Origin of the sequence: Streptomyces sp. NPDC005761 (assembly GCF_040630635.1) — a bacterium.
In the GTDB taxonomy this organism is placed as follows: Bacteria; Actinomycetota; Actinomycetes; order Streptomycetales; family Streptomycetaceae; genus Streptomyces.
Genome location: NZ_JBEXXX010000013.1, coordinates 1 through 23,219, shown reverse-complemented (window position 1 = coordinate 23,219; position 23,219 = coordinate 1). Strand labels below are relative to the sequence as shown.

Annotated in this window: 19 protein-coding genes; 13 read left to right on the top strand and 6 right to left on the bottom strand. The window is 70.6% G+C overall.

Annotated features, from left to right (window positions below; translation table 11 throughout):
- Positions 1-171 precede the first annotated feature (171 nt).
- Both ABZ434_RS15010 and eccE read right to left on the bottom strand, forming a co-directional pair.
- Entirely contained in the window at positions 172-894 is a 723-nt protein-coding gene (locus ABZ434_RS15010; RefSeq protein WP_359135634.1) for a hypothetical protein, read from the bottom strand.
- Positions 894-2,213: a type VII secretion protein EccE gene (eccE, locus tag ABZ434_RS15005; RefSeq protein WP_359135632.1), complete on the bottom strand. Its 1,320-nt coding sequence runs from the start codon at positions 2,211-2,213 to the stop codon at positions 894-896. Before eccE ends, ABZ434_RS15010 begins: the two co-directional genes overlap by 1 nt.
- Before the next feature lie 225 nt (positions 2,214-2,438).
- Between eccE and eccB the strand changes: the two genes are divergently transcribed.
- The 4 genes from eccB to ABZ434_RS14985 all read left to right on the top strand — a co-directional run bounded on the left by eccB (position 2,439) and on the right by ABZ434_RS14985 (position 6,194).
- A complete protein-coding gene (eccB, locus tag ABZ434_RS15000; RefSeq protein ID WP_359135630.1) occupies positions 2,439-3,989 on the top strand; it encodes a type VII secretion protein EccB in 1,551 nt (516 codons plus the stop codon).
- Between the two features lie 54 nt (positions 3,990-4,043).
- Positions 4,044-5,309 (top strand): type VII secretion-associated serine protease mycosin, encoded by a 1,266-nt coding sequence (mycP, locus tag ABZ434_RS14995; RefSeq protein ID WP_359135628.1) that lies wholly within the window; start codon positions 4,044-4,046, stop codon positions 5,307-5,309.
- Between the two features lie 181 nt (positions 5,310-5,490).
- Positions 5,491-5,841, top strand: a complete 351-nt coding sequence (locus ABZ434_RS14990; RefSeq protein WP_359135626.1) for a hypothetical protein — start codon at positions 5,491-5,493, stop codon at positions 5,839-5,841.
- 47 nt (positions 5,842-5,888) lie between these two features.
- Positions 5,889-6,194 (top strand): WXG100 family type VII secretion target, encoded by a 306-nt coding sequence (locus ABZ434_RS14985; protein WP_359135625.1) that lies wholly within the window; start codon positions 5,889-5,891, stop codon positions 6,192-6,194.
- A gap of 76 nt (positions 6,195-6,270) precedes the next feature.
- On the opposite strand, the gene ABZ434_RS14980 is transcribed toward ABZ434_RS14985, so the two are convergent.
- Together ABZ434_RS14980 and eccCa are read right to left on the bottom strand one after the other, a co-directional pair.
- Positions 6,271-6,504 carry a DUF397 domain-containing protein gene (locus ABZ434_RS14980; RefSeq protein WP_359135623.1) on the bottom strand — a complete coding sequence of 78 codons (234 nt, stop codon included), beginning with the start codon at positions 6,502-6,504 and terminating at the stop codon, positions 6,271-6,273.
- A gap of 199 nt (positions 6,505-6,703) precedes the next feature.
- Entirely contained in the window at positions 6,704-10,657 is a 3,954-nt protein-coding gene (eccCa, locus tag ABZ434_RS14975) for a type VII secretion protein EccCa (RefSeq protein ID WP_359135621.1), read from the bottom strand.
- A 202-nt stretch (positions 10,658-10,859) separates the two neighbouring features.
- On the opposite strand from eccCa, the gene eccD reads away from it, so the two are divergent.
- The 6 genes from eccD (at position 10,860) to ABZ434_RS14945 (ending at position 17,919) form a co-directional block, all read left to right on the top strand.
- Positions 10,860-12,335 (top strand): type VII secretion integral membrane protein EccD, encoded by a 1,476-nt coding sequence (eccD, locus tag ABZ434_RS14970; RefSeq protein WP_359135619.1) that lies wholly within the window; start codon positions 10,860-10,862, stop codon positions 12,333-12,335.
- Positions 12,336-12,511: 176 nt separating this feature from the next.
- Complete coding sequence (rpsO, locus tag ABZ434_RS14965) at positions 12,512-12,802, top strand: 30S ribosomal protein S15 (protein ID WP_018551846.1); 291 nt, start codon at positions 12,512-12,514, stop codon at positions 12,800-12,802.
- A gap of 270 nt (positions 12,803-13,072) precedes the next feature.
- On the top strand, positions 13,073-15,286 hold the full coding sequence (locus ABZ434_RS14960) for a polyribonucleotide nucleotidyltransferase (protein ID WP_359135841.1): 2,214 nt from the start codon (positions 13,073-13,075) through the stop codon (positions 15,284-15,286).
- Positions 15,283-16,662: a pitrilysin family protein gene (locus ABZ434_RS14955; RefSeq protein ID WP_359135617.1), complete on the top strand. Its 1,380-nt coding sequence runs from the start codon at positions 15,283-15,285 to the stop codon at positions 16,660-16,662. Before ABZ434_RS14960 ends, ABZ434_RS14955 begins: the two co-directional genes overlap by 4 nt.
- A gap of 19 nt (positions 16,663-16,681) precedes the next feature.
- The gene (gene dapB / locus ABZ434_RS14950) at positions 16,682-17,434 is read left to right on the top strand and encodes a 4-hydroxy-tetrahydrodipicolinate reductase (RefSeq protein WP_359135615.1); all 753 of its coding nucleotides are present in this window, start codon (positions 16,682-16,684) and stop codon (positions 17,432-17,434) included.
- Positions 17,435-17,448: 14 nt separating this feature from the next.
- Positions 17,449-17,919, top strand: coding sequence for a tetratricopeptide repeat protein (locus ABZ434_RS14945; protein WP_359135614.1), 471 nt, complete (start codon positions 17,449-17,451; stop codon positions 17,917-17,919).
- Positions 17,920-18,127: 208 nt separating this feature from the next.
- On the opposite strand, the gene ABZ434_RS14940 is transcribed toward ABZ434_RS14945, so the two are convergent.
- Both ABZ434_RS14940 and ABZ434_RS14935 read right to left on the bottom strand, forming a co-directional pair.
- Entirely contained in the window at positions 18,128-18,679 is a 552-nt protein-coding gene (locus ABZ434_RS14940) for a hypothetical protein (RefSeq protein WP_359135612.1), read from the bottom strand.
- 94 nt (positions 18,680-18,773) lie between these two features.
- Complete coding sequence (locus ABZ434_RS14935) at positions 18,774-19,013, bottom strand: hypothetical protein (RefSeq protein ID WP_359135610.1); 240 nt, start codon at positions 19,011-19,013, stop codon at positions 18,774-18,776.
- 186 nt (positions 19,014-19,199) lie between these two features.
- Between ABZ434_RS14935 and thyX the strand changes: the two genes are divergently transcribed.
- The 3 genes from thyX to ABZ434_RS14920 all read left to right on the top strand — a co-directional run bounded on the left by thyX (position 19,200) and on the right by ABZ434_RS14920 (position 22,806).
- Positions 19,200-19,937, top strand: a complete 738-nt coding sequence (gene thyX / locus ABZ434_RS14930) for an FAD-dependent thymidylate synthase (RefSeq protein WP_359135608.1) — start codon at positions 19,200-19,202, stop codon at positions 19,935-19,937.
- A gap of 152 nt (positions 19,938-20,089) precedes the next feature.
- A complete protein-coding gene (gene dapA / locus ABZ434_RS14925) occupies positions 20,090-20,989 on the top strand; it encodes a 4-hydroxy-tetrahydrodipicolinate synthase (protein ID WP_359135606.1) in 900 nt (299 codons plus the stop codon).
- A 131-nt stretch (positions 20,990-21,120) separates the two neighbouring features.
- On the top strand, positions 21,121-22,806 hold the full coding sequence (locus tag ABZ434_RS14920) for a ribonuclease J (protein ID WP_359135604.1): 1,686 nt from the start codon (positions 21,121-21,123) through the stop codon (positions 22,804-22,806).
- The last annotated feature ends 413 nt before the right edge of the window (positions 22,807-23,219 follow it).

The window sequence follows — 23,219 nt, the reverse complement described above, 5'->3', positions numbered from 1 at the left end:
AATCGCCATAGGGCTCGCCACGGCAGGCCGTACGGCACCGCGATCGCTGTCCCGTACGTCACGTACTGCCCCCAAGTGGACTGAGTGCGACCGAGAGTGAGGCGTAAAGCGGTCAAACATGCACATCTGTGCCGGGGAATCTGAACAATTCGCACACGTCGTGGTGAGTCGTCAGTCCATCCGGCGGGCGCTGCCCAGTAGTCCCGATTCCGCATCGGTCGCCCGCATCATCACGAACTTCCGGTCCTGCCGTGTGCACCAGAGGGTGACCCCGTCCGTCAGGGTGGACAGGGCCCGGGTCTCGTCGGACCCGAGGCACATGAGATGCCCGATCTGCTCGGCTTCGTCGGGGGACACCCGCTGAACGCCGACCAGGGACGACTTCTCCATCAGCCCGGCCGCCACCGGACTCAGATACGGCAGCAGTGTCACCACCGACTGCCACGGACCGGACGTCACCCGCCCGCGCGGTGGCCTTATGCCGCAGTCCCGCACCACGACGACCGGCGAGCCTGCCGAAGGGCCCTGCGGTGGCACCCTCCCCACCTCGTGCAGAGCGATGCCGCAGCCTTCACCGCCCACCGCCCGCACCAGTCCCTCCCATGCCGGGGTCCGTCCCGTCTCGACCACGACCCGGGCGCCGGTCGCCGCCACCCGCAGCGCCAGCACCTGTGCCGTCCAGAGCCCTCCGATCAGCGTGACGTCGTACGGAGTGGGCCGGATGACGCCGAGCACGGCCGGGCGTTCCTCGCCGTCGACACCGATCACCACGCCGTCGTCGCCGACCGGCAGGGCCAGCGACGCGAGCTGCTCGGGCCGGACCGTGTGCCGGGGGCGGCGCGGGCCGGTCAGCCCGAACCCCGGTCGCCCTCGGCCCCGTGCGGGTGCGGACATCAGCGGGTACCTCCCAGTGGCAGGGTGGCGAGCACACCGGGCAGCTGCTCACGGTCGAGCCGCACCAGCGAGGTCTTCACGCCACGGGCCGTACGTTCCAACTCGTGCCGGGCTGCGAGGAGTTCCTGTTCATCGCGGCCGGTGACCCGGACGTGGCCGGTGACCGTGATCTCCTGCCGGTCGCCGCTCCCCAGTGTGAGGCTGAACGTCGTGGCCAGGGCCGGGACCGAGGTGAGCAGCGCGACGAACTGAGGCATCGGGGCACCGCCTTCTCCCAGTTCCGGCCAGCGGCGCACCCAGTACGTGGTGTGCAGCCGGTCGTCGCACTGCCAGGTGCGGGTGGTCTCGCGGGTGCGACGGGCGGGCGCCCCGTCCCGTCCCGCCCCCGCAGTGGCCGGCGGACGCGCACAGGTGGACGTGGCGATCGCCGCGCCGAGTTCCTGCTCGGTGAGCACCGTCGCGGACAGACCGGCCCCGGACAGCCTGCCGGCCAGCTGGTCGGCCGCGCGCACCAGACACTTCTGCGCCCCGGTGAGACCGCCGCCCCGGGCCCGGACCGCTTCCGGGCAGAGCTCCGGGGCCAACTTCAGGGCGATCCAGGTGATCCGAAGGGCCGGGGTACCCGTCCGAGCCTGCAGAGGGGCGTAGTTGCGGGCGGCGACCGACTGTTCCGGGAGATGCGGCGCGGGCGCCGGCTGGGTGTGCTGCACGATCTGCGCCGACTCCAGCTTGATGCCGTCGACTTCGAGCGCGTCCCGTACGAGAGCAAGGGGGAGCGGTCTCGCGGACCGGTCCCGTCGCAGCGCAGTGCCGTCCCCGTCGATCCTGAGGACCGCCGTCAGATACGTACCGTCGCCGATCATTCCGGCCGGATGCCGGTCGCCTCCCCCGAACGAGTGCGTACGCAGGGCCGGTTCGCACTCGACCAGGGGAGCGATGCCCGGTTCGGTGCCCGCCGCGGGCCCCGTCGACGCGGCCCTGCGATTGCGGGCACGCAGCGCGAGGACCGCGTGCAGCAGCGCGGGAAGGGAACGGCGGCGCCTGCGCACGACGGCGAACATCACCAGCAGCGCGGCCGGCACCGAGGCCGGGACCAGCAGCAGTGGTTCCACGGCCCACGCGCACAGCAGCAGCGCTCCCGCGATCTCGAACAGGACGAGTTGGTGGAGCCGCCACGGTCCGAACCATCCGGTCCGGCCGCTCCACCGCGTCCTGCCCGCCCCGCTGCCGCCGGCCGGAGGACCCGGCGCCGCCGTCCGGGGAGTTGCGGGAGGCACGGTGTCCGGGACCTGAGCCGTCCGCGTCGCGGAAGCCGTCATCGCGGCATCCCCCCGTTCATCCGGCCCGGCGCGCCTCTCGGAGCGACCCGTGCCGGGCCCGTCCCACCGGGGTCTCCGGCGGGGTGAATCACCCTACCCGGCCCACAACACCGCTGGATCTACAGGCATAGTAGGGAGCCGGTCCGGCATCGGGGGTCCGGTACGGGACGCCGGCCGCGGCCGCTCCCGGTGCCGTGCGGTCGGACACGGGAGACGGACGGACTCATGGCATCGCGGCGCGACGACCTCAACGCGTACACCTTCGCGAAGCGGCGCGTGGTGGCAGCTTTCCTCCAGCCCTCACCCACCGGCTCGGACGAGGGTGCCCCGCGCCCCCTGCGCGCCGTCCTTCCGGGCCTGGTCGCCGGCGCACTGATCCTCGCGGGGTTCGGCGCCTACGGCATGTTCAGGCCGGCGGCCCCCAAGGACTGGGACAGCCCCGGCACCAAGGTGATCGTCGGCAAGACGTCGACCACCCGCTACGTGGTGCTCACCACCGGCAAGGGCGGGAACCGGCGGACGCAGCTGCACCCCGTGCTGAACCTCGCCTCGGCCCGGCTGCTGCTGACCCCGCAGAACTACGGCGTCATCCAGGTCGCCGACGACATCCTCGACGCGGGCAACCCTCCGCGCGGGCCCGTCCTCGGCATCCCGTACGCCCCCGACCGGCTGCCCGAGGAGGACGACGCGGGCACCGCCAAGCGCTGGGCCGTCTGCGTGCAGCCCGGCAGCAGGGGGAACACCGTCCAGAAGGCCGCCTTCGTCCTCGCCGAACGCGACAAGGAACTGACCGAGGGGGCGGGGAGGCTCACCGGCGGTCAGGTCCTCTACGTCAGGGGGCAGGACCGCACCCGCTACCTCGTCGACGCCCGCGGCACCAAGTACCGCATCGACGAGACCGCCGCCGACCTCGGCCATCTCACCGGCGCCCTGGTCGGAGGCGCGCAGCCGCAGCCCGTCACCGACGACTGGCTGGCCACCCTCCACGAGGGCAGCCCCGTCGCCTTCCCGCGGATCCCCGGCGACGTCGGCGCCCCCGCACACATCGAGGGCCACCTCTCCGCGCGGGAGAACCGCGTGGGCACGGTGTTGCGCACCAGGAACGGAGAGGGCACCGCCTACTACGTCGTCCTCGACAAAAGGGTCCTGCCCGTCTCCGAGTTCACCGCCTGGCTGCTGATCAACTCCCCGCAGACCGCAGCCCTCGATGCGGCCGGCGAGGCACGCCCGGCCGGCCTCCAGGACTTCGTCCCCGGTTCCGAGCCCTTCGCGGGCCAGGCCCCGCACTGGCCCGCGCGCCGAGCCGTCCGCGTCAACGCCGCCGATGCGGGCGCCGCCGGCCGCGACACCGTCTGCAACGTGCTGCGCCGCACGGACGGCAAGGGCCGTACGACGCTGAGCGTCTGGGCCGGCGCCGCGTACCCCGCGCCCGTCGGCGCAGGCGGCACGAGCACGTACGTCACCCCGGGCAGCGGACTCCTCTACACGCAGGTCCGGGAAGGGCAGTCCAGCCCGGACGGATCACTCTTCCTGGTGACCGACACCGGACTGCGGTACGCGGTTCAGGCGAACGGCGACAGCGACGCCGAACGCTCGGACATCGGCACCGACGGCGCGAAGGCCGGTGCGGACGGGCGTCCCGAACCCAGCCAGGCCCAGATCAGGCTCGGATACGGGAAGGTCACGCCCGCCCTCGTCCCGATCGCCTGGTCGGAGTTCCTCGCCAGAGGCCCCCGGCTCGACACCAACAGCGCCCGCCGGCCCCAGGGTTCCTGAAGGGCCGGACGGGGCGGCGGTACACCAGTGGACACACGTGGGGGAGAGTGCGCGATGCCGTACCGGAAGAGGCTCCTGCTGGCGGCGGCCGCGGCCGCGCTGGGCGCCTTCGCGGGGCCGCAGGCCGCGTACGCCGTTCCGGCGCCGGACGGTCTGCGGATGGACGGCGTCGGCACAGGCGTTCCGGCGCCGGACGGTCTGCGGATCGACGGCGTCGGCACGTGCGACTTCCCGATGAAGGAGCAGTTCGAGGGGCGCCCCTGGCCGCTCCAGCGGGTGCTCCTGGACGAGCTGTGGCAGGACACGCGGGGCAAGGGGATCCGGGTCGCCGTCATCGACACCGGGGTGGACGACACGAACCCTCAGCTCAGGGGTGCCGTGGACGCCTCCGCCGGCATCGACTACACCGAGGGCGGCGGCAGCGACGGGACCGTGGACGAGGTCGGTCACGGCACCAAGGTCGCCGGCATCATCGCCGCCCGCCCCCGCACCGGCACCGGATTCGTCGGTCTGGCCCCCGAGGCCACCGTCATCCCGATCCGTCAGACCGACGGGCGGCACAACGGACTGGACAGCGCGATGGCCGCCGCGATCGACCACGCGATCACCGAGCGCGCCCAGGTCATCAACATCTCCCAGGACACCACCAGGCCGCTCGCCGCCGACTCGCTGCTCGGGCGGGCGGTGGCGCGGGCGATCGCCGAGGACATCGTGGTGGTCGCCGCCGCGGGCAACGACGGTATGGACGGCCGGAGACGGCGCACCTACCCCGCCGCCTTCGACGGTGTCCTCGCCGTCGCCGCTTCCGACCGCAACAACGAGCGCGCACCCTTCTCCCAGTCGGGGGACTTCGTCGGCGTCGCCGCACCCGGCGTCGACATCGTCTCCACCGTCCCGGGCAACGGCCAGTGCACCGACAACGGCACCAGTTTCGCCGCGCCGTACGTCACCGGGGTCGTCGCGCTGATGCGCGCCAGGTACCCGGACTGGACGGCGGCACAGGTCATCGCCCGTATCGAACAGACGGCGGAACGCTCCGTCAACGGGCGTGACGCCTTCGTCGGATGGGGTGTAGTCGATCCCGTCCGCGCGTTGTCGGGAGACGACGAACCGCAGGACACCCCCCACCCGGACGCGCCGGCTGCCGGAGCCCGGGCACCCGAGCCCGCACACCTGGCGTTGTCGGAGACCTCGCAGCAACGCAGCAAGCGGTACGCGACCTACGCACTGGCCGCGGCGGCCGTGCTCGTCGGTGTGGTGGCCGGCGCCGCGACCGTGGCACGAGACCTTCGTGGACGCCGCGCCCCACGCCGTCGCTGACCCGCGTACGGACAGCTCTCCGTAGCCGTGATGTCTCGGAGAGCGACGCCGAAGTGGCTAATGTGATCACGGACTTCACATGAGTGACGGGGGATCAGGAACCGGCCGAAGGGATGTCACCCGAGCCGGCGCGACCCACCCCTGCCCCGCTTCCCTTCGCGAACCGAGAGAGGACCTCCGCATGACCAACCCCGCGGGCGGTTTCGGACTTGCCGACGAACCGGTCATCCAGGCCAGGAACAAGATCGTCAAAACCGCCGAGGCGGTCTCCACGCAGTCCAGGGAACTGGCCGACATCCTCGCGACAGCCGGGGCGGGGTGGACCGGCGTCGGCGCTTCGGGATTCACGTCCGCACAGCTTCTGATCAACGAGGACCACGACGAGATCCGCCGCCTGCTGAACGTGCTGCTCCACGCCGTGGGCAGCACCAGGAACCTCAGCAACGCGAACGACGAGGAGGTCCGCGCGGCCTTCAACGCGGTCAGGACACCGGCCTCGGCGGGCAACGCCTCGGGGCTCAACGGCGTCTGAACCGGCCCTCGTTCCACTCCCCGCAGCAGAGCCAGAGGAGAACCCTGATGGGGCACGATCCGCACACCAAGGTCAGGTACGAAAGCGTCCAGGAGATGGCGAACCGCATCCGTGTGGTCTCGCAGAACATCTGCCGTGACCTGGAGGAGATGGACGGCGCGCTCAAGGTGGTCACCGACACCTGGGACGGCGAGGCCCACACCGCGTACGTGATGCTCCAGAACAAGTACCGCGGCAAGGCGGACGACATGAAGGGCCGCCTGGAACACGTGGCCAGGATCATCGAGAACGGCAAGGGCAACTACCGCGCCACGGACCTCAGGGCCTCACGCCTGTTCACCGAGGCGTACTGAACGCGGGCCCACGGGCCGCGTACGGGGGAGGGGCACGTTCACCCGGACGTGCCCCTCGCTCATGCCGCGCCCGCCCTCACGTGAGGTCGAACTCGCCGTCCCGGGCGCCCAGTACGAACGCACGCCACTCGGCCTCCGTGTACCGCAGCACGGTCTCGGGGTCCAGCGAGGACCTCATCGCCACGGCCCCGCCCGGCAGATGCGCGATCTCGACGCGCTCCTGCGCCTGCTCGGTCCCGGGCGCACTCAGCCATTCCACCCCCGAGATGTCGAGTGCGTACAGCTCGTCCTTCTCCGCCTGCGTGCCCATGGTCAAGAGTTCCTCTCCGTACGTGGCTCTGCACGGCACCGTACAGGCCCCGCCACGGCCTTTGGCCAGGTCGCCGATTCCCCGGCGAAGGACGCTTTTCTGTGCTCCCGTGACGCCGTGCGCACGGCCCGCCGACTGCCCGTGGCCTCTCGTTCCGGCCGTGCCGGCTCCCGGGACCCGGCCTGCCGGACCAGAGGCCTCAGGCCCGATCCGGAAGCCGTCCGGTCTGCACCAGCGGGCAGCCCCGCCGCCGGGTGGCGAAGTACCCGCGCCCCGGCGGCATCGGATGCCCGCGCACCGCCCCGATCAGGTCGCCCTCGGCGGGATTGCCGGAGAGCACCACCCCTTGCGCCCCCAGCTCCTTGATCCGCTGCAAGAACGTCTCGTACATCGCCCGCGACGCCCCCGCCGAACTGCGAGCGACGACGAAACGCACGCCGGTGTCCCGGGCGAACGGCAGGTACTCCGCCAACGGGGCCAGCGGCCCACCCGCGCCCGTCGCCACCAGGTCGTAGTCGTCGACGACGACGAAGATCCGCGGACCGGTCCACCAGCTCCGGTCCCGCAACTGCTGCGGAGTCACGTCCGCCGGAGGCTGCCGCCGCGCGAACACACCGGCCAGCGCCTCCATGTGCGTCGCCAGCGCGTCCGCCGTCGGCGCGTACTCCAGCAGATGGCTCTCCGGCAGCGCGCCCAGCAGCCCCCGCCGGTAGTCCCCGACGACGAGCTTCGCCTCGTCGGGTGAGTACCGCTCCGCGATCTGCTTCGTGATCAGACGCAGCAGATTGGTCTTGCCCGACTCGCTCTCGCCGAAGACCAGGAGGAACGGATCGGTGTCGAAGTCGACGAACACCGGTTCCAGATCCGTCTCGGCGATCCCGATCGCGATGCCCCGGTCCGGGAACTCGAACCCCTTCGGCAGCTGTTCCGCCGGCAGCTTGACCGGCAGCAGCCGTACGGACGGGGCCGGGGGGCCCGGCCAGTTCGCCCGCACCTCGGCGACGAGCGCGGCGGTCGCGTCCGCCAGGCCCGTCGCTCCGGTGACCGAGTCGATGCGCGGCAGCGCGGCCATGAAGTGCAGCTTCTCCGCCACCTGACCACGGCCGGGCACCCCGGCGGGCACTCGGCCGGCGACCTTCCGGTCGAACTCCGAGTCCATGACGTCGCCGAGCCGCAGTTCGAGCCGCCCGAGGATCTGGTCCTTGAGCGCGGCGCGCACCTCCATGTACCGCGCGGCCGAGAGGACCACATGGACTCCGTAGCCGAGACCGCGCGCGGCGATGTCCGTGACGACCGGCTCCAGCGACTCGTACTCGGTCCGGAAGCCGCCCCAGCCGTCGATGACCAGGAACACGTCCCCCCACGCCTCGCCGGGCAGCTCACCGACAGCGCGGCTGCGCCGGTACGTGGCGACCGAGTCGATGCCCCGGGCCCGGAAGAGCTCCTCGCGCCGGGCCAGCACCCCCGCCACCTCCGCGACCGTGCGGCGCACCCGCTCCGGGTCCAGCCGGGAGGCGACCTGTCCCACGTGCGGCAGCCCGGCCAGCGGGGCGAGCCCGCCGCCACCGAAGTCGAGGCCGTAGAACTGCACCTCCCGCGGGGTGTGCGTGAGCGCGAACGAGGCGATCAACGTCCGCAGCAGCGCCGATTTCCCCGACTGCGGACCGCCGACCACCATCAGATGCCCCGCAGCCCCGGAGAAGTCCCTGTACAGCACCTCGCGCCGTTGCTCGAACGGCTTGTCGACCAGGCCCAGCGGGACCGTCAGCCCGCCGGGCCGGGTGTACTCCGTGGCGGTGAACCCGCGCCCCTCGGCCGGCGCGAGCCCCGGCAGCAGCTGGTCCAGCGCCGGAGCCCGGTCCAGCGGCGGCAGCCACACCTGATGCGCCGGTACCCCCTGGCCCTCCAGCCGCCGCACGACCACGTCGAGCACGGTGTCCGTGACCGCGTCCGCCCGGACCCGCCCGGCCCGCGGGACGACGCCGTCCACCTCTGCTTCCGCCGACGCCACCGGCAGCGCACGGAAGAGGGCGGCCCGCCGCGCGGCCGGCAACTGCCCCGTCGTGGAGGCTGGTACGCCCGTGCGGTACGCCCCCGACACGTACGCCGCCTTGAAGCGGGTCATCTCCTCCGTGCCGGACTTGAGATAACCCGAGCCCGGCACGGAGGGCAGGTGGTACGCGTCAGGTACCCCGAGCGCCGTCCGGGACTCCGCGGCCGAGAAGGTCCGCAGCCCGATCCGGTACGAGAGGTACGTGTCCAGGCCGCGCAGCCTGCCCTCCTCCAGCCGCTGCGAGGCCAGCAGCAGATGCACACCCAGCGAACGGCCGATGCGGCCGATCTGGATGAACATGTCGATGAAGTCGGGCTTGGCGGTCAGCAGTTCGGAGAACTCGTCGATCACCAGTACCAGCGAGGCCAGCGGCTCCAGCGCGGCACCCGCCGCCCTGGCCTTCTCGTAGTCTTGGATGTTGGCGTAGTTGCCCGCCGAGCGCAGCAGCTCCTGCCGGCGCTGGAGCTCACCACGGATCGCGTCGCCCATGCGGTCGACGAGGCCCAGGTCGTCGGCCAGGTTGGTGATGACCGCGGCCACGTGCGGCAGCTGCGACATCCCGCTGAACGTCGCCCCGCCCTTGAAGTCCGCGAGCACGAAGTTCAGCGTCTCGGAGGGGTGCGTGACCGCGAGCCCCAGCACCAGTGTCCGCAGCAGCTCCGACTTGCCGGAACCCGTCGCACCGATGCACAGCCCGTGCGGCCCCATGCCCTCCTGCGCCGCCTCCTTGAGGTCCAGCATCACCGGCAGCCCGTCCTCGCCGACCCCGATCGGCACCCGCAGCCGCTCGGAGACCGGCCGCGACCGCCAGGTGCGCGCCACATCGACCGCGCCCGCGTCGCCGAGGCTCAGCAGTTCCGCGAAGTCCAGGTCGGACAGCAGCGGTTCACCGTCCTTGCCGCCGCCCGTCCGCAGCGGCGCCAGCTGCCGGGCAAGCGCCTCGGCCGCGGCCGGCGAGATGCCGTCCGGTACGCCCTCGCAGGCCGCGCCCGCACCCGCCTCCATCCGCAGCAGCCCCGGCCGCACCATCACGGACAGTCCGCCGCGGGAAGCGGCGGGCGCACCCTCGACCACCTCGACGACGGTCACGCCCTGCAACCCCTCGGGCGCCGCCAACACCGAGTCGGGCGCCGTCCGGCCGCCGTCCAGGACCACCACGATGTGCGGCTGGTCCAGCAGCGGCGCGCTCTCCCGGCCGAACCGCGGCCGCCCCTCCAGCCGGCCGGCCAGCAGCGGCTCCAGAGCGGCCAGGTCCGCCGCGAACAGCCGCTTCGAACCGGCCCCGTCGACCTGACCCGGCACCTGCGAGTGCGGCAGCCACTTCGTCCAGTCCCAGCGCGCCACCGCCTCCGGCCCCGCCACGACCGCGACCACCAGATCATCCGGCGAGTGCAACGTCACCAACTGGGCCACCACCGCCCGGGCCACCGACTGCGCCGACTCCGGCAGCCCGCACACCGTCACCCGGTGGAAGCCCCGCACCGGGAACGCCACAGGCAGCCCGCTCAGTGAGCTGTGCACCGCCAGGAACCGCCGCAGCGCCCCCGCGCACACCGGCTCCGGATCGTCGGCCGGATCGGATTCCGGCGCCGACAGCGGCGTCGACAGCGCCTGCACCCCGAGCCCGATCCGCACCTGCCCGAAGTCCTGGTCACCGGAACGCCGTTCCCAGACCCGGACGCCCTCCGCCACCACCGACCACAACTGTTCGGGATCGGGGTGCAGATACAACTGCGCATCACGCTGGGCGCGCGCCGTCCGGCGCACCGTACGCCGCATCTGCGCCAGATACGCGAGGTAGTCACGCCGGGCGTCCGCCAGCTGCCCCTGCGTACCACGCCGGTGACGGACCAACTGGGCGACCACCATGGCGACCGTCGACACCAGCATCAGCACACCCATGATCCGCATGAACGGCGGTGCCTGCGGTGAGAAGAAGAAGACCACCGACGAACCCATGCCGAGCACCGGCAGGACCTGCATCAGCAAGCCCTCGCGCTGCCCTCGCGGAAGCAGGGGAGGGGCCTTCAACGTCAGCCCGTCCGCGGGCAGTTCCGGCGGCAGGGCCCGCGGCGGACGCTTCACGACGATCTGGCTCACCGGTGCATCAATCCCTCGGTACGGACGGGCCGGGGGCCGGACGGACCCGCACCGGCGCCCCCGTGGCTGCCTCCGCCCACGGACTGGCCTCCGCGCGACGGCGATCCTACTTGCCGGACTCCGTCGAAGGTTCCGGGATTCACCCCTCCCGGTAGGGTGGCGCGCGCATCCTGCGCAACCGCGGACCAGGGGGACCAGACACGTGAGTACGACCGCAGCGACCGGCTTCTGCCGCGTCACTGTCGTGGCGCCCGACCGCCGGATCGACGTCGCACTGCCCGAGGACCTCGCCGTCGCCGACATCTGCCCGGAGATCGTCCGCCTCACCGGCCGGACCCAGGCCGTCGCCGTCCCCGCCGGCCACCACCTCGTCCGGCGCGACGGCACGGTCCTCGACGGAGCCCGCACCCTCGCCGCCCAACGGGTGCTCGACGGGGAGATCCTCAGCCTGCGGCCGTTCGCCGAATCGCTGCCGCCCGCCGTGTTCGACGACGTCTCGGACGCCGTCGCCTCCGCCGTCGCCCGCGACCGCCACCTGTGGAGCGACGACCTGCTGCGCGGCGCCGGCCCGGCCGGCGCCGCACTGCTGCTCGTCCTCATGGGTTTCGTCCTCTGGTTCGCCGACCCGGTCCGCCACGACATGCACGGCCTGCCCGGCATCGTCGCGGGCGCCGCCGGAGTGCTGCTCACCGCCTTCGCGGGGGTGCGCGCCCGGGTCTACGGGGACCGGGTCACAGCCGTCGCCCTCGGCCTCGGCGCCCTGCCCCTCGTCCTCGTCGCGGGCTCCGGCATCATCGGCCCGGACGCCGGCCAGGGGCCGGGCCGGCTCCAGCTGCTGCTCGGCTGCGTCGCCGTGCTGGTCGCCTCGGTGGTCCTGGTCGCCGTCACTCCGAGCGGCGACGCCCCGTTCGTCGCGGCGGCCCTCCTCGCCACCGCGGGCACCCTGGCGGCCTTCGCCGCGATCCTCGCCGAGTCCTCGGCCGCCGCGGCGGCAGCCGTCTGCGCCCCGGCCGCCATCGGACTCGTCGCCTTCCTGCCGGGCCTCTCGGCCCGCTTCGCCCGCCTCCCCATCGGATACGCCCCGCAGCACACCGCGCGGACCGGCTACGACGACCCCTTCGCCGATCCGGACACCGGACACCGGGACGCCCCCGTCGACGCCGCGCACATCGCGGAGCGGGCACGGCGCGGCCACGAGCTCCTGCTCGGCCTCGTCGGAGGCTGCGCGGCCCTCGTCGTCGCGTCCGCCGCGGTGCTCGGCTTCTCCGGGGACACCTGGGCGCAACTGCTCGCCCTGGCCACGGGGGCGGCCATGCTGCTGCGCGCCCGGCTCTTCCGCTACACCTCGCAGGTCGTCTGCGTGCTCGCGGCGGGACTCGGCGCCCTCGCCCTGCTGATCCTCGGACTCGCACTGAATCCGCCCGCCGACCTGGTGACGGAGCTCGCCCGCTACGGAGACCGAGGCTCCCTCGACCTCCGTACCATCTGGATCTGCGCCGCCGTCGCCGCAGGCGCGACCCTGCTCACCGCCGCCGGCCTGATCGTTCCCCGCAAGGGACTCTCCCCGTTCTGGGGCCGGACCCTGGACCTGGCGGAGAGCGCGCTCCTGCTGTCGCTGGTCCCGCTCTGCCTGGCCGTCCTCGACGTCTTCGCCAGGGCCAGAGCGCTCACGGGCTGAGGCCCGTAAGGGCCGCTCCGGACGGCTGGTAGTCTGGCTGTGGCCGTTTGTGTACGCGTTCCCGGTTGATTCTGGGAGCTGCGCTCATCGGACCTTCGCTCCCGAGTCACTCAAGCTCCCCTGAGATCAAGACCAGGGGCACTCGTGGGCGCATCGAACACCAAGAGGAGTACCGCGTGCCGCTCGACGCCGCTACGAAGAAGCAGATCATGACCGAGTTCGCGCAGAAGGAGGGCGACACCGGTTCCCCCGAGGTTCAGGTCGCCATGCTTTCGCGCCGCATCTCGGACCTGACGGAGCACCTCAAGACGCACAAGCACGACCACCACTCCCGTCGTGGTCTGCTGATCCTGGTCGGCCAGCGTCGCCGCCTCCTGCAGTACCTGGCCAAGAAGGACATCCAGCGCTTCCGTGCGCTCGTCGACCGCCTCGGCATCCGCCGTGGCGCGGCCGGCGGCGCCAAGTAAGGACGCTGTGACAGGGAGCGGTTCCCACTTCCAGGGGGCCGCTCCCTTTGCCGTACGTGCGCTACCGGGGGCAACCTCAGTAACCTGGACGTACAACAACAGACGAGGAGAGGCGCGCCACGGCCGCCGCCGGTCCTCGGTAGTGGCCCCCGGGAAAACGCCCGGGAGCTTCGATCGAAGACCGGCCCCGCACACAAGGTGCGCTTCTCCGCACCGTCCTGCGCCACACGGGCGCCAGGACGAAAGACGACGAGTATGGAGAAATCACTAGTGGAGAACGAGACCCACTACGCCGAGGCCGTTATCGACAACGGAACCTTCGGCACCCGCACCATCCGCTTCGAGACGGGCCGCCTGGCCAAGCAGGCCGCCGGCTCCGCCGTCGCGTACCTGGACGACGACACCATGGTGCTGTCGGCCACCACCGCTTCCAAGCGGCCCAAGGACCAGCTCGACTTCTTCCCCCTCACGGTGGACGTCGAGGAGCGGCAGTACGCCGCCGGCAAGATCCCCGGCTCCTTCTTCCGCCGGGAGGGACGCCCCTCCGAGGACGCGATCCTCACCTGCCGCCTGATCGACCGCCCGCTGCGCCCCTCCTTCAAGAAGGGCCTGCGCAACGAGATCCAGATCGTCGAGACGATCATGGCGCTCAACCCCGACCACCTGTACGACGTGGTCGCGATCAACGCCGCCTCCGCGTCCACGATCCTGGCGGGCCTGCCCTTCTCCGGCCCCATCGGCGCCACCCGCGTCGCCCTGATCAAGGGCCAGTGGGTCGCCTTCCCGACGCACACCGAGCTCGAGGACGCCGTCTTCGACATGGTGGTCGCCGGTCGCGTCCTCGATGACGGCGACGTGGCGATCATGATGGTCGAGGCCGAGGCCACCGAGAAGACCATCCAGCTCGTCAAGGACGGCGCCGAGGCCCCGACCGAAGAGGTCGTCGCCGCCGGTCTGGAAGCCGCGAAGCCCTTCATCAAGGCGCTCTGCAAGGCCCAGTCCGACCTCGCCGCCAAGGCTGCCAAGCCCACCGGTGAGTTCCCGGTCTTCCTCGACTACCAGGACGACGTCCTGGAGGCGCTCTCCAAGGCCGTCAGCACCGAGCTCGCCAAGGCGCTCACCATCGCCGGCAAGCAGGAGCGCGAGGCGGAGCTCGACCGCATCAAGGAGATCGCGGGCGAGAAGCTCCTCCCGGCCTTCGAGGGCCGCGAGAAGGAGATCTCCGGTGCCTACCGCGCGCTGACCAAGAAGCTGGTCCGCGAGCGCGTCATCAAGGACAAGGTCCGCATCGACGGCCGTGGCGTCACGGACATCCGTACGCTCGCCGCCGAGGTCGAGGCCATCCCGCGCGTGCACGGCTCGGCGCTCTTCGAGCGTGGCGAGACCCAGATCCTGGGCGTCACCACCCTCAACATGCTCCGTATGGAGCAGCAGCTGGACACCCTCTCCCCGGTGACCCGCAAGCGCTACATGCACAACTACAACTTCCCGCCGTACTCCGTCGGCGAGACCGGCCGCGTGGGCTCGCCCAAGCGCCGCGAGATCGGCCACGGTGCGCTCGCCGAGCGCGCCATCGTGCCGGTGCTGCCGTCGCGCGAGGAGTTCCCCTACGCGATCCGCCAGGTCTCCGAGGCGCTGGGCTCCAACGGCTCGACGTCCATGGGCTCGGTCTGCGCCTCCACCATGTCCCTGCTGAACGCCGGTGTGCCCCTCAAGGCCGCCGTCGCCGGTATCGCCATGGGCCTGATCTCGCAGGAGATCGACGGCAAGACCCACTACGTCGCCCTCACCGACATCCTCGGTGCCGAGGACGCGTTCGGTGACATGGACTTCAAGGTCGCCGGTACGAAGCAGTTCGTCACCGCGCTCCAGCTCGACACCAAGCTCGACGGCATCCCCGCCTCGGTCCTGGCCGCCGCGCTGAAGCAGGCCCGTGACGCGCGCCTCCACATCCTCGACGTGATGAACGAGGCCATCGACGTCCCGGACGAGATGTCCCCGAACGCCCCGCGGATCATCACCGTCAAGATCCCGGTGGACAAGATCGGTGAGGTCATCGGCCCCAAGGGCAAGATGATCAACCAGATCCAGGAGGACACCGGCGCCGACATCACGATCGAGGACGACGGCACCATCTACATCGGTGCCCAGCAGGGCTCGCAGGCCGAGGCCGCGCGCGCCACGATCAACGCGATCGCCAACCCGACCATGCCGGAGGTCGGCGAGCGCTACCTGGGTACGGTCGTCAAGACCACCACCTTCGGTGCCTTCGTCTCCCTGATGCCCGGCAAGGACGGCCTGCTGCACATCTCGCAGATCCGCAAGCTCGCCGGTGGCAAGCGCGTGGAGAACGTCGAGGACGTGCTCGGCGTCGGCGCCAAGGTCCAGGTCGAGATCGCGGAGATCGACTCCCGCGGCAAGCTCTCCCTCATCCCCGTCATCGAGGGCGAAGAGGACGAGACGAAGGACGACACCGACAAGTGACGTCCCGTAGTTCCGTGACGACGGCCCGCCCCTCCTCGGAGGGGCGGGCCGTCGCCCGTACCCAAACGCTTCTCAAGGGCACCAACGGCATCGGCACGGTCCGCCGCACGGTCCTGCCCGGCGGCCTGCGCATCGTCACCGAGACGCTGCCCTCCGTACGCTCCGCCACCTTCGGCATCTGGGCCAACGTCGGATCACGCGACGAGACCCCGACGCTGAACGGCGCGACGCACTACCTCGAACACCTCCTCTTCAAGGGCACCGCCAAGCGCAGCGCCCTCGACATCTCGTCCGCGATCGACGCGGTCGGCGGCGAGATGAACGCCTTCACGGCGAAGGAGTACACCTGCTACTACGCGCGGGTCCTCGACACGGACCTGCCGCTGGCCATCGACGTCGTCTGCGACATGCTGACCGGCTCCCTGATCGCCTCCGAGGACGTCGACGCCGAGCGCGGCGTCATCCTCGAGGAGATCGCGATGACGGAGGACGACCCGGGCGACTGCGTGCACGACCTGTTCGCGCACACCATGCTCGGCGACACCCCGCTCGGCCGCGCCGTCCTCGGCACCGTCGACACGATCAACGCCCTGAACCGCGGCCAGATCGCCCGGTTCTACAAGAAGCACTACGACCCCACGCACCTGGTCGTCGCCGCCGCCGGCAACGTCGACCACGCCACGGTCGTACGCCAGGTCCGCAAGGCCTTCGAGCGGGCCGGGGCACTCTCCCGCACCGACGCCGTCCCGACGGCGCCGCGCGAGGGCTCCCGCACGCTGCGCACCGCGGGCCGGGTCGACCTGCTGAACCGCAAGACGGAGCAGGCCCACGTGGTCCTCGGCATGCCGGGACTGGCCCGCACCGACGAGCGCCGCTGGGCCCTCGGCGTGCTCAACACCGCCCTCGGCGGCGGTATGAGCTCCCGCCTCTTCCAGGAGGTACGGGAGAAGCGCGGCCTCGCCTACAGCGTCTACTCGTACACCTCGGGCTTCGCGGACTGCGGACTCTTCGGCGTGTACGCGGGCTGCCGGCCCAGCCAGGTCCACGACGTCCTCAAGATCTGCCGCGACGAGCTCGACCGGGTCGCGTCGGACGGACTCGACGACGAGGAGATCAGCCGCGCCATCGGCCAGCTCTCCGGCTCCACCGTCCTCGGCCTGGAGGACACCGGTGCTCTGATGAACCGGATCGGCAAGAGCGAACTGTGCTGGGGCGAGCAGATGTCGGTCGACGACATGCTGGCCCGCATCGCGCAGGTGACCCCCGACGACGTCCGAGCGGTGGCGGGCGAGGTCCTCGGACACCGCCCCTCGCTCTCCGTCATCGGCCCGCTCAAGGACAAGCAGGCCGACCGCCTCCACGAATCAGTCGCCTAGTCACCCGAAAGAAGCAAGCATGAGCAAGCTGCGCGTGGCCGTTCTCGGTGCCCGGGGCCGTATCGGCTCCGAAGCGGTACGAGCGGTCGAGGCCGCCGACGACATGGAACTGGTGGCCGCACTCGGCCGCGACGACAAGCTGGAGTCCCTGACGGACTCCGGCGCCCAGGTCGTCGTCGAGCTCACCACCCCCGCATCGGTGATGGACAACCTCGACTTCTGCGTCCGGCACGGCATCCACGCCGTGGTCGGCACCACCGGCTGGACCGACGAACGGCTCGCACAGCTCGACACCTGGCTCTCCGGCTCGCCGGAGACCGGTGTGCTCATCGCGCCGAACTTCTCCATCGGCGCGGTCCTGACGATGAAGTTCGCCCAGCAGGCCGCTCGCTACTTCGAGTCGGTCGAGGTCATCGAGCTCCACCACCCCAACAAGGCGGACGCCCCCTCCGGCACCGCCGCGCGCACCGCCCAGCTGATCGCCGAGGCCCGCCGCGAGGCGGGCTGCGCGCCCCAGCCGGACGCCACGGCGACGGCACTGGACGGGGCGCGTGGCGCGGACGTGGACGGGATCCCGGTCCACTCGGTCCGGCTCCGTGGGCTCCTGGCCCATCAGGAGGTGCTGCTCGGGGGTGAGGGCGAGACCCTCACCATCCGGCACGACTCCCTGCACCACAGCAGCTTCATGCCGGGCATCCTGCTCGGAGCACGCCGCGTGGCGACCACACCGGGCCTCACCTTCGGCCTGGAAAACTTCCTCGACCTGAACTGACTGAGCCCACCGCCATGCGCGCAAAGATCACGTACATCGTCACCGCTGCCGTCCTGGTCTTCTACTTCCTCCTGGTCGGCAGCCGAGGTGTCCTGCTCATCAAGCACGGCACGCTGCTGACGGTGACCTTCGGGGTCGCCGTGCTGATCCTTCCGGTGATCGGCATCTGGTTCCTCTGGAAGAACACCCAGTTCGTCCGGAGGGCCAATGCCCTGGCCGTCGAACTCGACGCCGAGGGCGGCCTGCCCGTCGACGACCTGGCCCGTACCCCGAGCGGGCGTATCGACCGGGACTCTGCCGACGCGGTGTTCGCGCGCCGCCGTGAGGAGACGGAGGACACGCCGGACGACTGGCGCTGCTGGTTCCGCCTTGCTGTGGCCTACCAGGACGCCCGGGACACTCCCCGGGCCAGGAAGGCCATGCAGCGGGCCATCGCCCTCCACAGCCACCGCACACCGGCCTCACAGGCCCCTTCCGGCACCTGAGGGCTGTCCCGCACTCCCGCTTGCCGCGCCGCCCCTCGGGCGACGGCAGGCCCTGGGCGTACGACGAGGTCCCCCCTGCCCGACGGCGGACGGGGACTGCATTCAGTACCCGCCCTGCGCCTGTCGCCCGCACAGGAAGACCGCCCGGCGTTCGTCGTGAACGCCGGGCGGTCTTCCTGTGTTGCAGCCGGGGAGGGCGGGCCGGACCTCAGTGCTGCCGGTACTCGTCCCCCCAGGCCTCGATCGTGTCGGCGGCCCTGTCGAACGCCTCACCGCGCGCCAGGAAGTCCGCGTTGGAGTCCGTGAGCAGCGGCGGCACCGCGTCGCCGCCCTTGCGCACGACGATCAGGGCCTGGCCCTGCACCGTGCGCGGGAACCCGAGCCACTTGACCGGCTGCTGCACCGTACGCACCGCGGCGGCGCGGTTCCACGGCACCGTCGTCGTCCGGAAGAAGCCCACCCGGCGCACACCGTGCCGGCTCACCCAGGCGCCGACCCGCAGCATCCGCAGAGCGCAGATGATCACCGCGAGGGCCAGCGCGAGACACGCGCCGGCCCCGGGCATCGCTCCGGCGAACGCTGTGATCATCCCGGCGAACAGGACGAACGAGGCAAGCAGCAGCAACCCGGCCGCGGCCGCGACGCGCCAGGGCCCGGGGCGGTAGGGGCGCCGCCAGCTGTCGTGGTCGTCGAACGGCAGCGCGACGTCCTCAGCGCTCGCGTCAAATGCGCGGTCGGCCGTCAGAAAGGGCAGGGGCACGACTGATCCTCACTCACAAGCACGCTCGATTGCTGTGCCCGGTGAGGCTACCGAGGAGGCTACCGACCGGACCACCCCAGGGGGCCCGTACGAGTCAGCGCCCGTGCGCGGCCTCGGTCTGCTGGTGGTGCGACGGCGACTGCTCGGGGTCCAGCGCCGGGAGACCCAGCAGCAGGGATCCGGCAAGACCGGCGACGACCGCCAGGCCCGTGAGTGCGCGGCCCGCCTTCTCGGAGAGGGAGGCACGCTCCCGCGGGGGAGGTGTGACGTTACTGCGGAACCGGTCGGCCTCGGCTACGAACGAGAACGGGACGGATTCACGCCGGCGGAACATGAGGTAACTCTCCTTGAACTCTGATTCGGGTGGTGCTACTGAGTCAGACGCATGGCGAGCCCGATCGGTGCCCCGAATCGCCGGATTGGCGGAAGAAATCCCGGGACGGGCGGTGCGGACCGCGTTGTCAGCGGTGGCCCGTAGAGTGGACGCCGCCCGAGCGACGCCATTGGAAGGACCCCGCCGGTGACCGAGACCCCCGAGCCCGCAAAGCCCAGCTTCCGCAGCGATGTCACCGTTGACCTGGTGAAACACGCTGCCGGTGACTCCGATGTGCTGTTCGCCGCCCGAGTTTCGACGGCCGGTGAGCAGTCCCTCGAAGAGATCACCAAGGATCCGGAGCGCTCCAAGGGGCTCATCAACTACCTGATGCGGGACCGGCACGGAAGCCCGTTCGAGCACAACTCGATGACCTTCTTCATCAGCGCCCCGATCTTCGTGTTCCGCGAGTTCATGAGACACCGCGTGGGCTGGTCGTACAACGAGGAATCGGGCCGCTACAGGGAGCTGGAGCCGGTCTTCTACGTTCCGGGGGAGTCCCGCAAGCTCGTCCAGCAGGGCCGCCCCGGCAAGTACGAGTTCGTCGACGGCACGCAGGCGCAGGCGGACCTCACCGGTCGTGTCATGGAGGACTCGTACCGCCAGGCGTACGAGGCCTACCAGGAGATGCTGGCGGCAGGAGTGGCCCGCGAGGTGGCCCGTGCGGTCCTCCCGGTCGGCCTGTTCTCCTCCATGTACGCCACGTGCAACGCACGCTCGCTGATGCACTTCCTAGGCCTGCGCACGCAGCACGAGCTCGCGAAGGTTCCGTCGTTCCCGCAGCGGGAGATCGAAATGGTCGGGGAGCAGATGGAGGCGCACTGGGCGCAGCTGATGCCGCTCACCCATGCAGCCTTCAACAAGAACGGACGCGTCGCCCCGTAGGCGGTGTCCGTATTGCGGCGTTTCGTGAAGTTCATCTAGGCTGATCAAACGGACCCGGCACTGCTTGAACCCCCGAGCAGGCAGTGCCGGGCTCCTCTTGCTTGTCCCCCCGAGGGGGCAATGGACGCCGAGCAACGAGTAGCGTGTTACCCATGGCTCCGATCTCCACTCCGCAGACCCCCTTCGGGCGGGTCCTCACCGCTATGGTCACGCCCTTCACGGCGGACGGCGCACTCGACATCGACGGCGCCCAGCGGCTCGCCACCCATCTGGTGGACGCAGGCAACGACGGCCTGATCATCAACGGCACCACCGGCGAGTCCCCGACCACCAGCGACGCGGAGAAAGACCAGCTCGTACGGGCTGTGCTGGAGGCGGTCGGAGACCGGGCGCACATCGTCGCCGGCATCGGGACCAACGACACCCGCCACAGCATCGAACTCGCCCGCACGGCCGAGCGCACCGGCGCCCACGGCCTCCTGGCGGTCACGCCGTACTACAACAAGCCGCCGCAGGAGGGCCTCCTCCGCCACTTCACAGCGATCGCGGACTCCACCGGCCTTCCGGTGATGCTCTACGACATCCCCGGCCGCAGCGGTGTGCCGATCGACACCGAGACCCTGGTCCGGCTGGCCGAGCACCCGCGCATCGTGGCCAACAAGGACGCCAAGGGCGACCTCGGCCGCGCCAGCTGGGCCATCGCACAGTCCGGCCTGGCCTGGTACTCGGGCGACGACATGCTGAACCTGCCGCTCCTGTCGGTCGGCGCGGTCGGCCTGGTCTCCGTCGTGGGCCATGTCGTCACGCCGGAGCTGCGTGCCCTCGTCGAGGCCTACATCGGCGGAGACGTGCAGAAGGCAACGGAGATCCACCAGAAGCTGCTGCCGGTGTTCACGGGAATGTTCCGTACCCAGGGTGTGATCACCTCCAAGGCCGCGCTGGCCCTCCAGGGCCTCCCCGCAGGTCCGCTGCGCCTCCCGCTGGTGGAACTCAGCGCACAGGAAACGGCGCAGCTCAAGATCGACCTTGCCGCCGGTGGGGTACAGCTGTAACCACGGACTTCACAACTGAATACGCGAAGAAAAATCGCAACTGAGCACCACCAAAGACAACAGCAAGTGCACGAATGACACGCGCGCCACGTGCCCAAGCGGTACGTGGCGCGCGTGGTAAGGAGAGTCTTTTGAGTCATCCGCATCCTGAACTCGGCACCCCGCCGAAGCTCCCGAAGGGCGGCCTGCGGGTCACCCCTCTGGGCGGCCTCGGCGAAATCGGCCGCAACATGACGGTCTTCGAGTACGGCGGCCGCCTGCTCATCGTCGACTGCGGTGTCCTCTTCCCCGAAGAGGAACAGCCGGGAATCGACCTGATCCTTCCGGACTTCACCACCATCCGGGACCGCCTGGACGACGTCGAGGGCATCGTCCTCACGCACGGACACGAGGACCACATCGGTGGTGTCCCGTATCTGCTGCGCCTGAAGCCGGACATCCCCCTCATCGGCTCCAAGCTGACCCTCGCGCTCATCGAGGCCAAGCTCCAGGAGCACCGCATCCGCCCGTACACCCTCGAGGTCAAGGAGGGGCAGCGCGAGCGCATCGGAGTCTTCGACTGCGAGTTCATCGCGGTCAACCACTCCATCCCGGACGCTCTCGCGGTCGCCATCCGCACGCCTGCGGGGTTGGCCGTCGCCACCGGCGACTTCAAGATGGACCAGCTCCCGCTGGACGGCCGCCTCACCGACCTCCACGCCTTCGCCCGGCTGAGCGAGGAAGGCATCGACCTTCTGCTCTCCGACTCGACGAACGCAGAGGTCCCCGGCTTCGTCCCGCCCGAGCGCGACATCCAGAACGTCCTGCGCACGGTCTTCGCCAACGCGCAGAAGCGCATCATCGTGGCAAGCTTCGCCAGCCACGTGCACCGCATCCAGCAGATCCTCGACACGGCTCACGAATACGGCCGCAGGGTCGCCTTCGTCGGGCGTTCGATGGTCCGGAACATGGGCATCGCCCGCGACCTGGGCTATCTGAAGGTTCCCGCGGGCCTGGTCGTCGACGTCAAGACCCTTGACGACCTGCCGGACGACGAGGTGGTGCTGGTCTGCACGGGCTCGCAGGGCGAGCCGATGGCGGCACTGTCCCGGATGGCCAACCGCGACCACCAGATCCGCATCGTCCAGGGCGACACCGTCATTCTGGCCTCGTCGCTGATCCCGGGTAACGAGAACGCGGTCTACCGCGTGATCAACGGTCTGACCCGCTGGGGCGCCAACGTCGTCCACAAGGGCAACGCCAAGGTCCACGTCTCGGGCCACGCCTCGGCCGGCGAGCTGCTGTACTTCTACAACATCTGCAAGCCGAAGAACCTGATGCCGGTCCACGGCGAATGGCGCCACCTCAGGGCCAACGCCGAACTGGGCGCCCTCACCGGTGTCCCGAAGGACCACATCGTCATCGCCGAGGACGGCGTGGTCGTCGACCTGATCGACGGCAAGGCCAAGATCGTCGGCAAGGTCCAGGCCGGCTATGTGTACGTCGACGGCCTCTCGGTCGGCGACGTCACCGAGACCTCGCTCAAGGACCGCCGCATCCTCGGCGACGAGGGCATCATCTCGGTCTTCATCGTGGTGGACAGCTCCTCCGGCAAGATCGTGGGCGGCCCCCACTTCCAGGCCCGGGGATCCGGAATCGACGACTCGGCGTTCAGCGCCGTGGTGCCGAAGGTCGAAGAGGCCCTCAACAAGTCGGCGCAGGACGGCGTCATGGAGCCGCACCAGCTCCAGCAGCTCGTCCGTCGCACGGTGGGCAAGTGGGTCTCCGACACCTACCGCCGGCGCCCGATGATCCTCCCCGTCGTCGTCGAGGTCTGACCCTCTGACAGGCGCGAACTCCGGAGCGGGGCCCCCGATTTGCATCGGGGCGCCCCGCTCCAGTAGGTTTACGTCTCCGCCTCACCGGGAAGCACCGCGCACACATGTGTGCTGCGAGCCCCGAGGGGACGGGAAATTCCGACTCAGAACTTCTGATAATGTCGGATGCGCCGAAAGGCAAGGCCACTTCAACGGCCACTGGAATTCAAATTCGGACCGGAAACGGCACGGACGCGGTCTGGTAAGGTTGAAACCGCTGGAAAGGGAAAGCGCGAAAGCGAAGAACTGAAAAGCGGAAATGCGAGACCCGCTTCGACCGGGAATCGGACACGAAAGGGTCTGATAGAGTCGGAAACGCAAGACCGAAGGGAAGCGCCCGGAGGAAAGCCCGAGAGGGTGAGTACAAAGGAAGC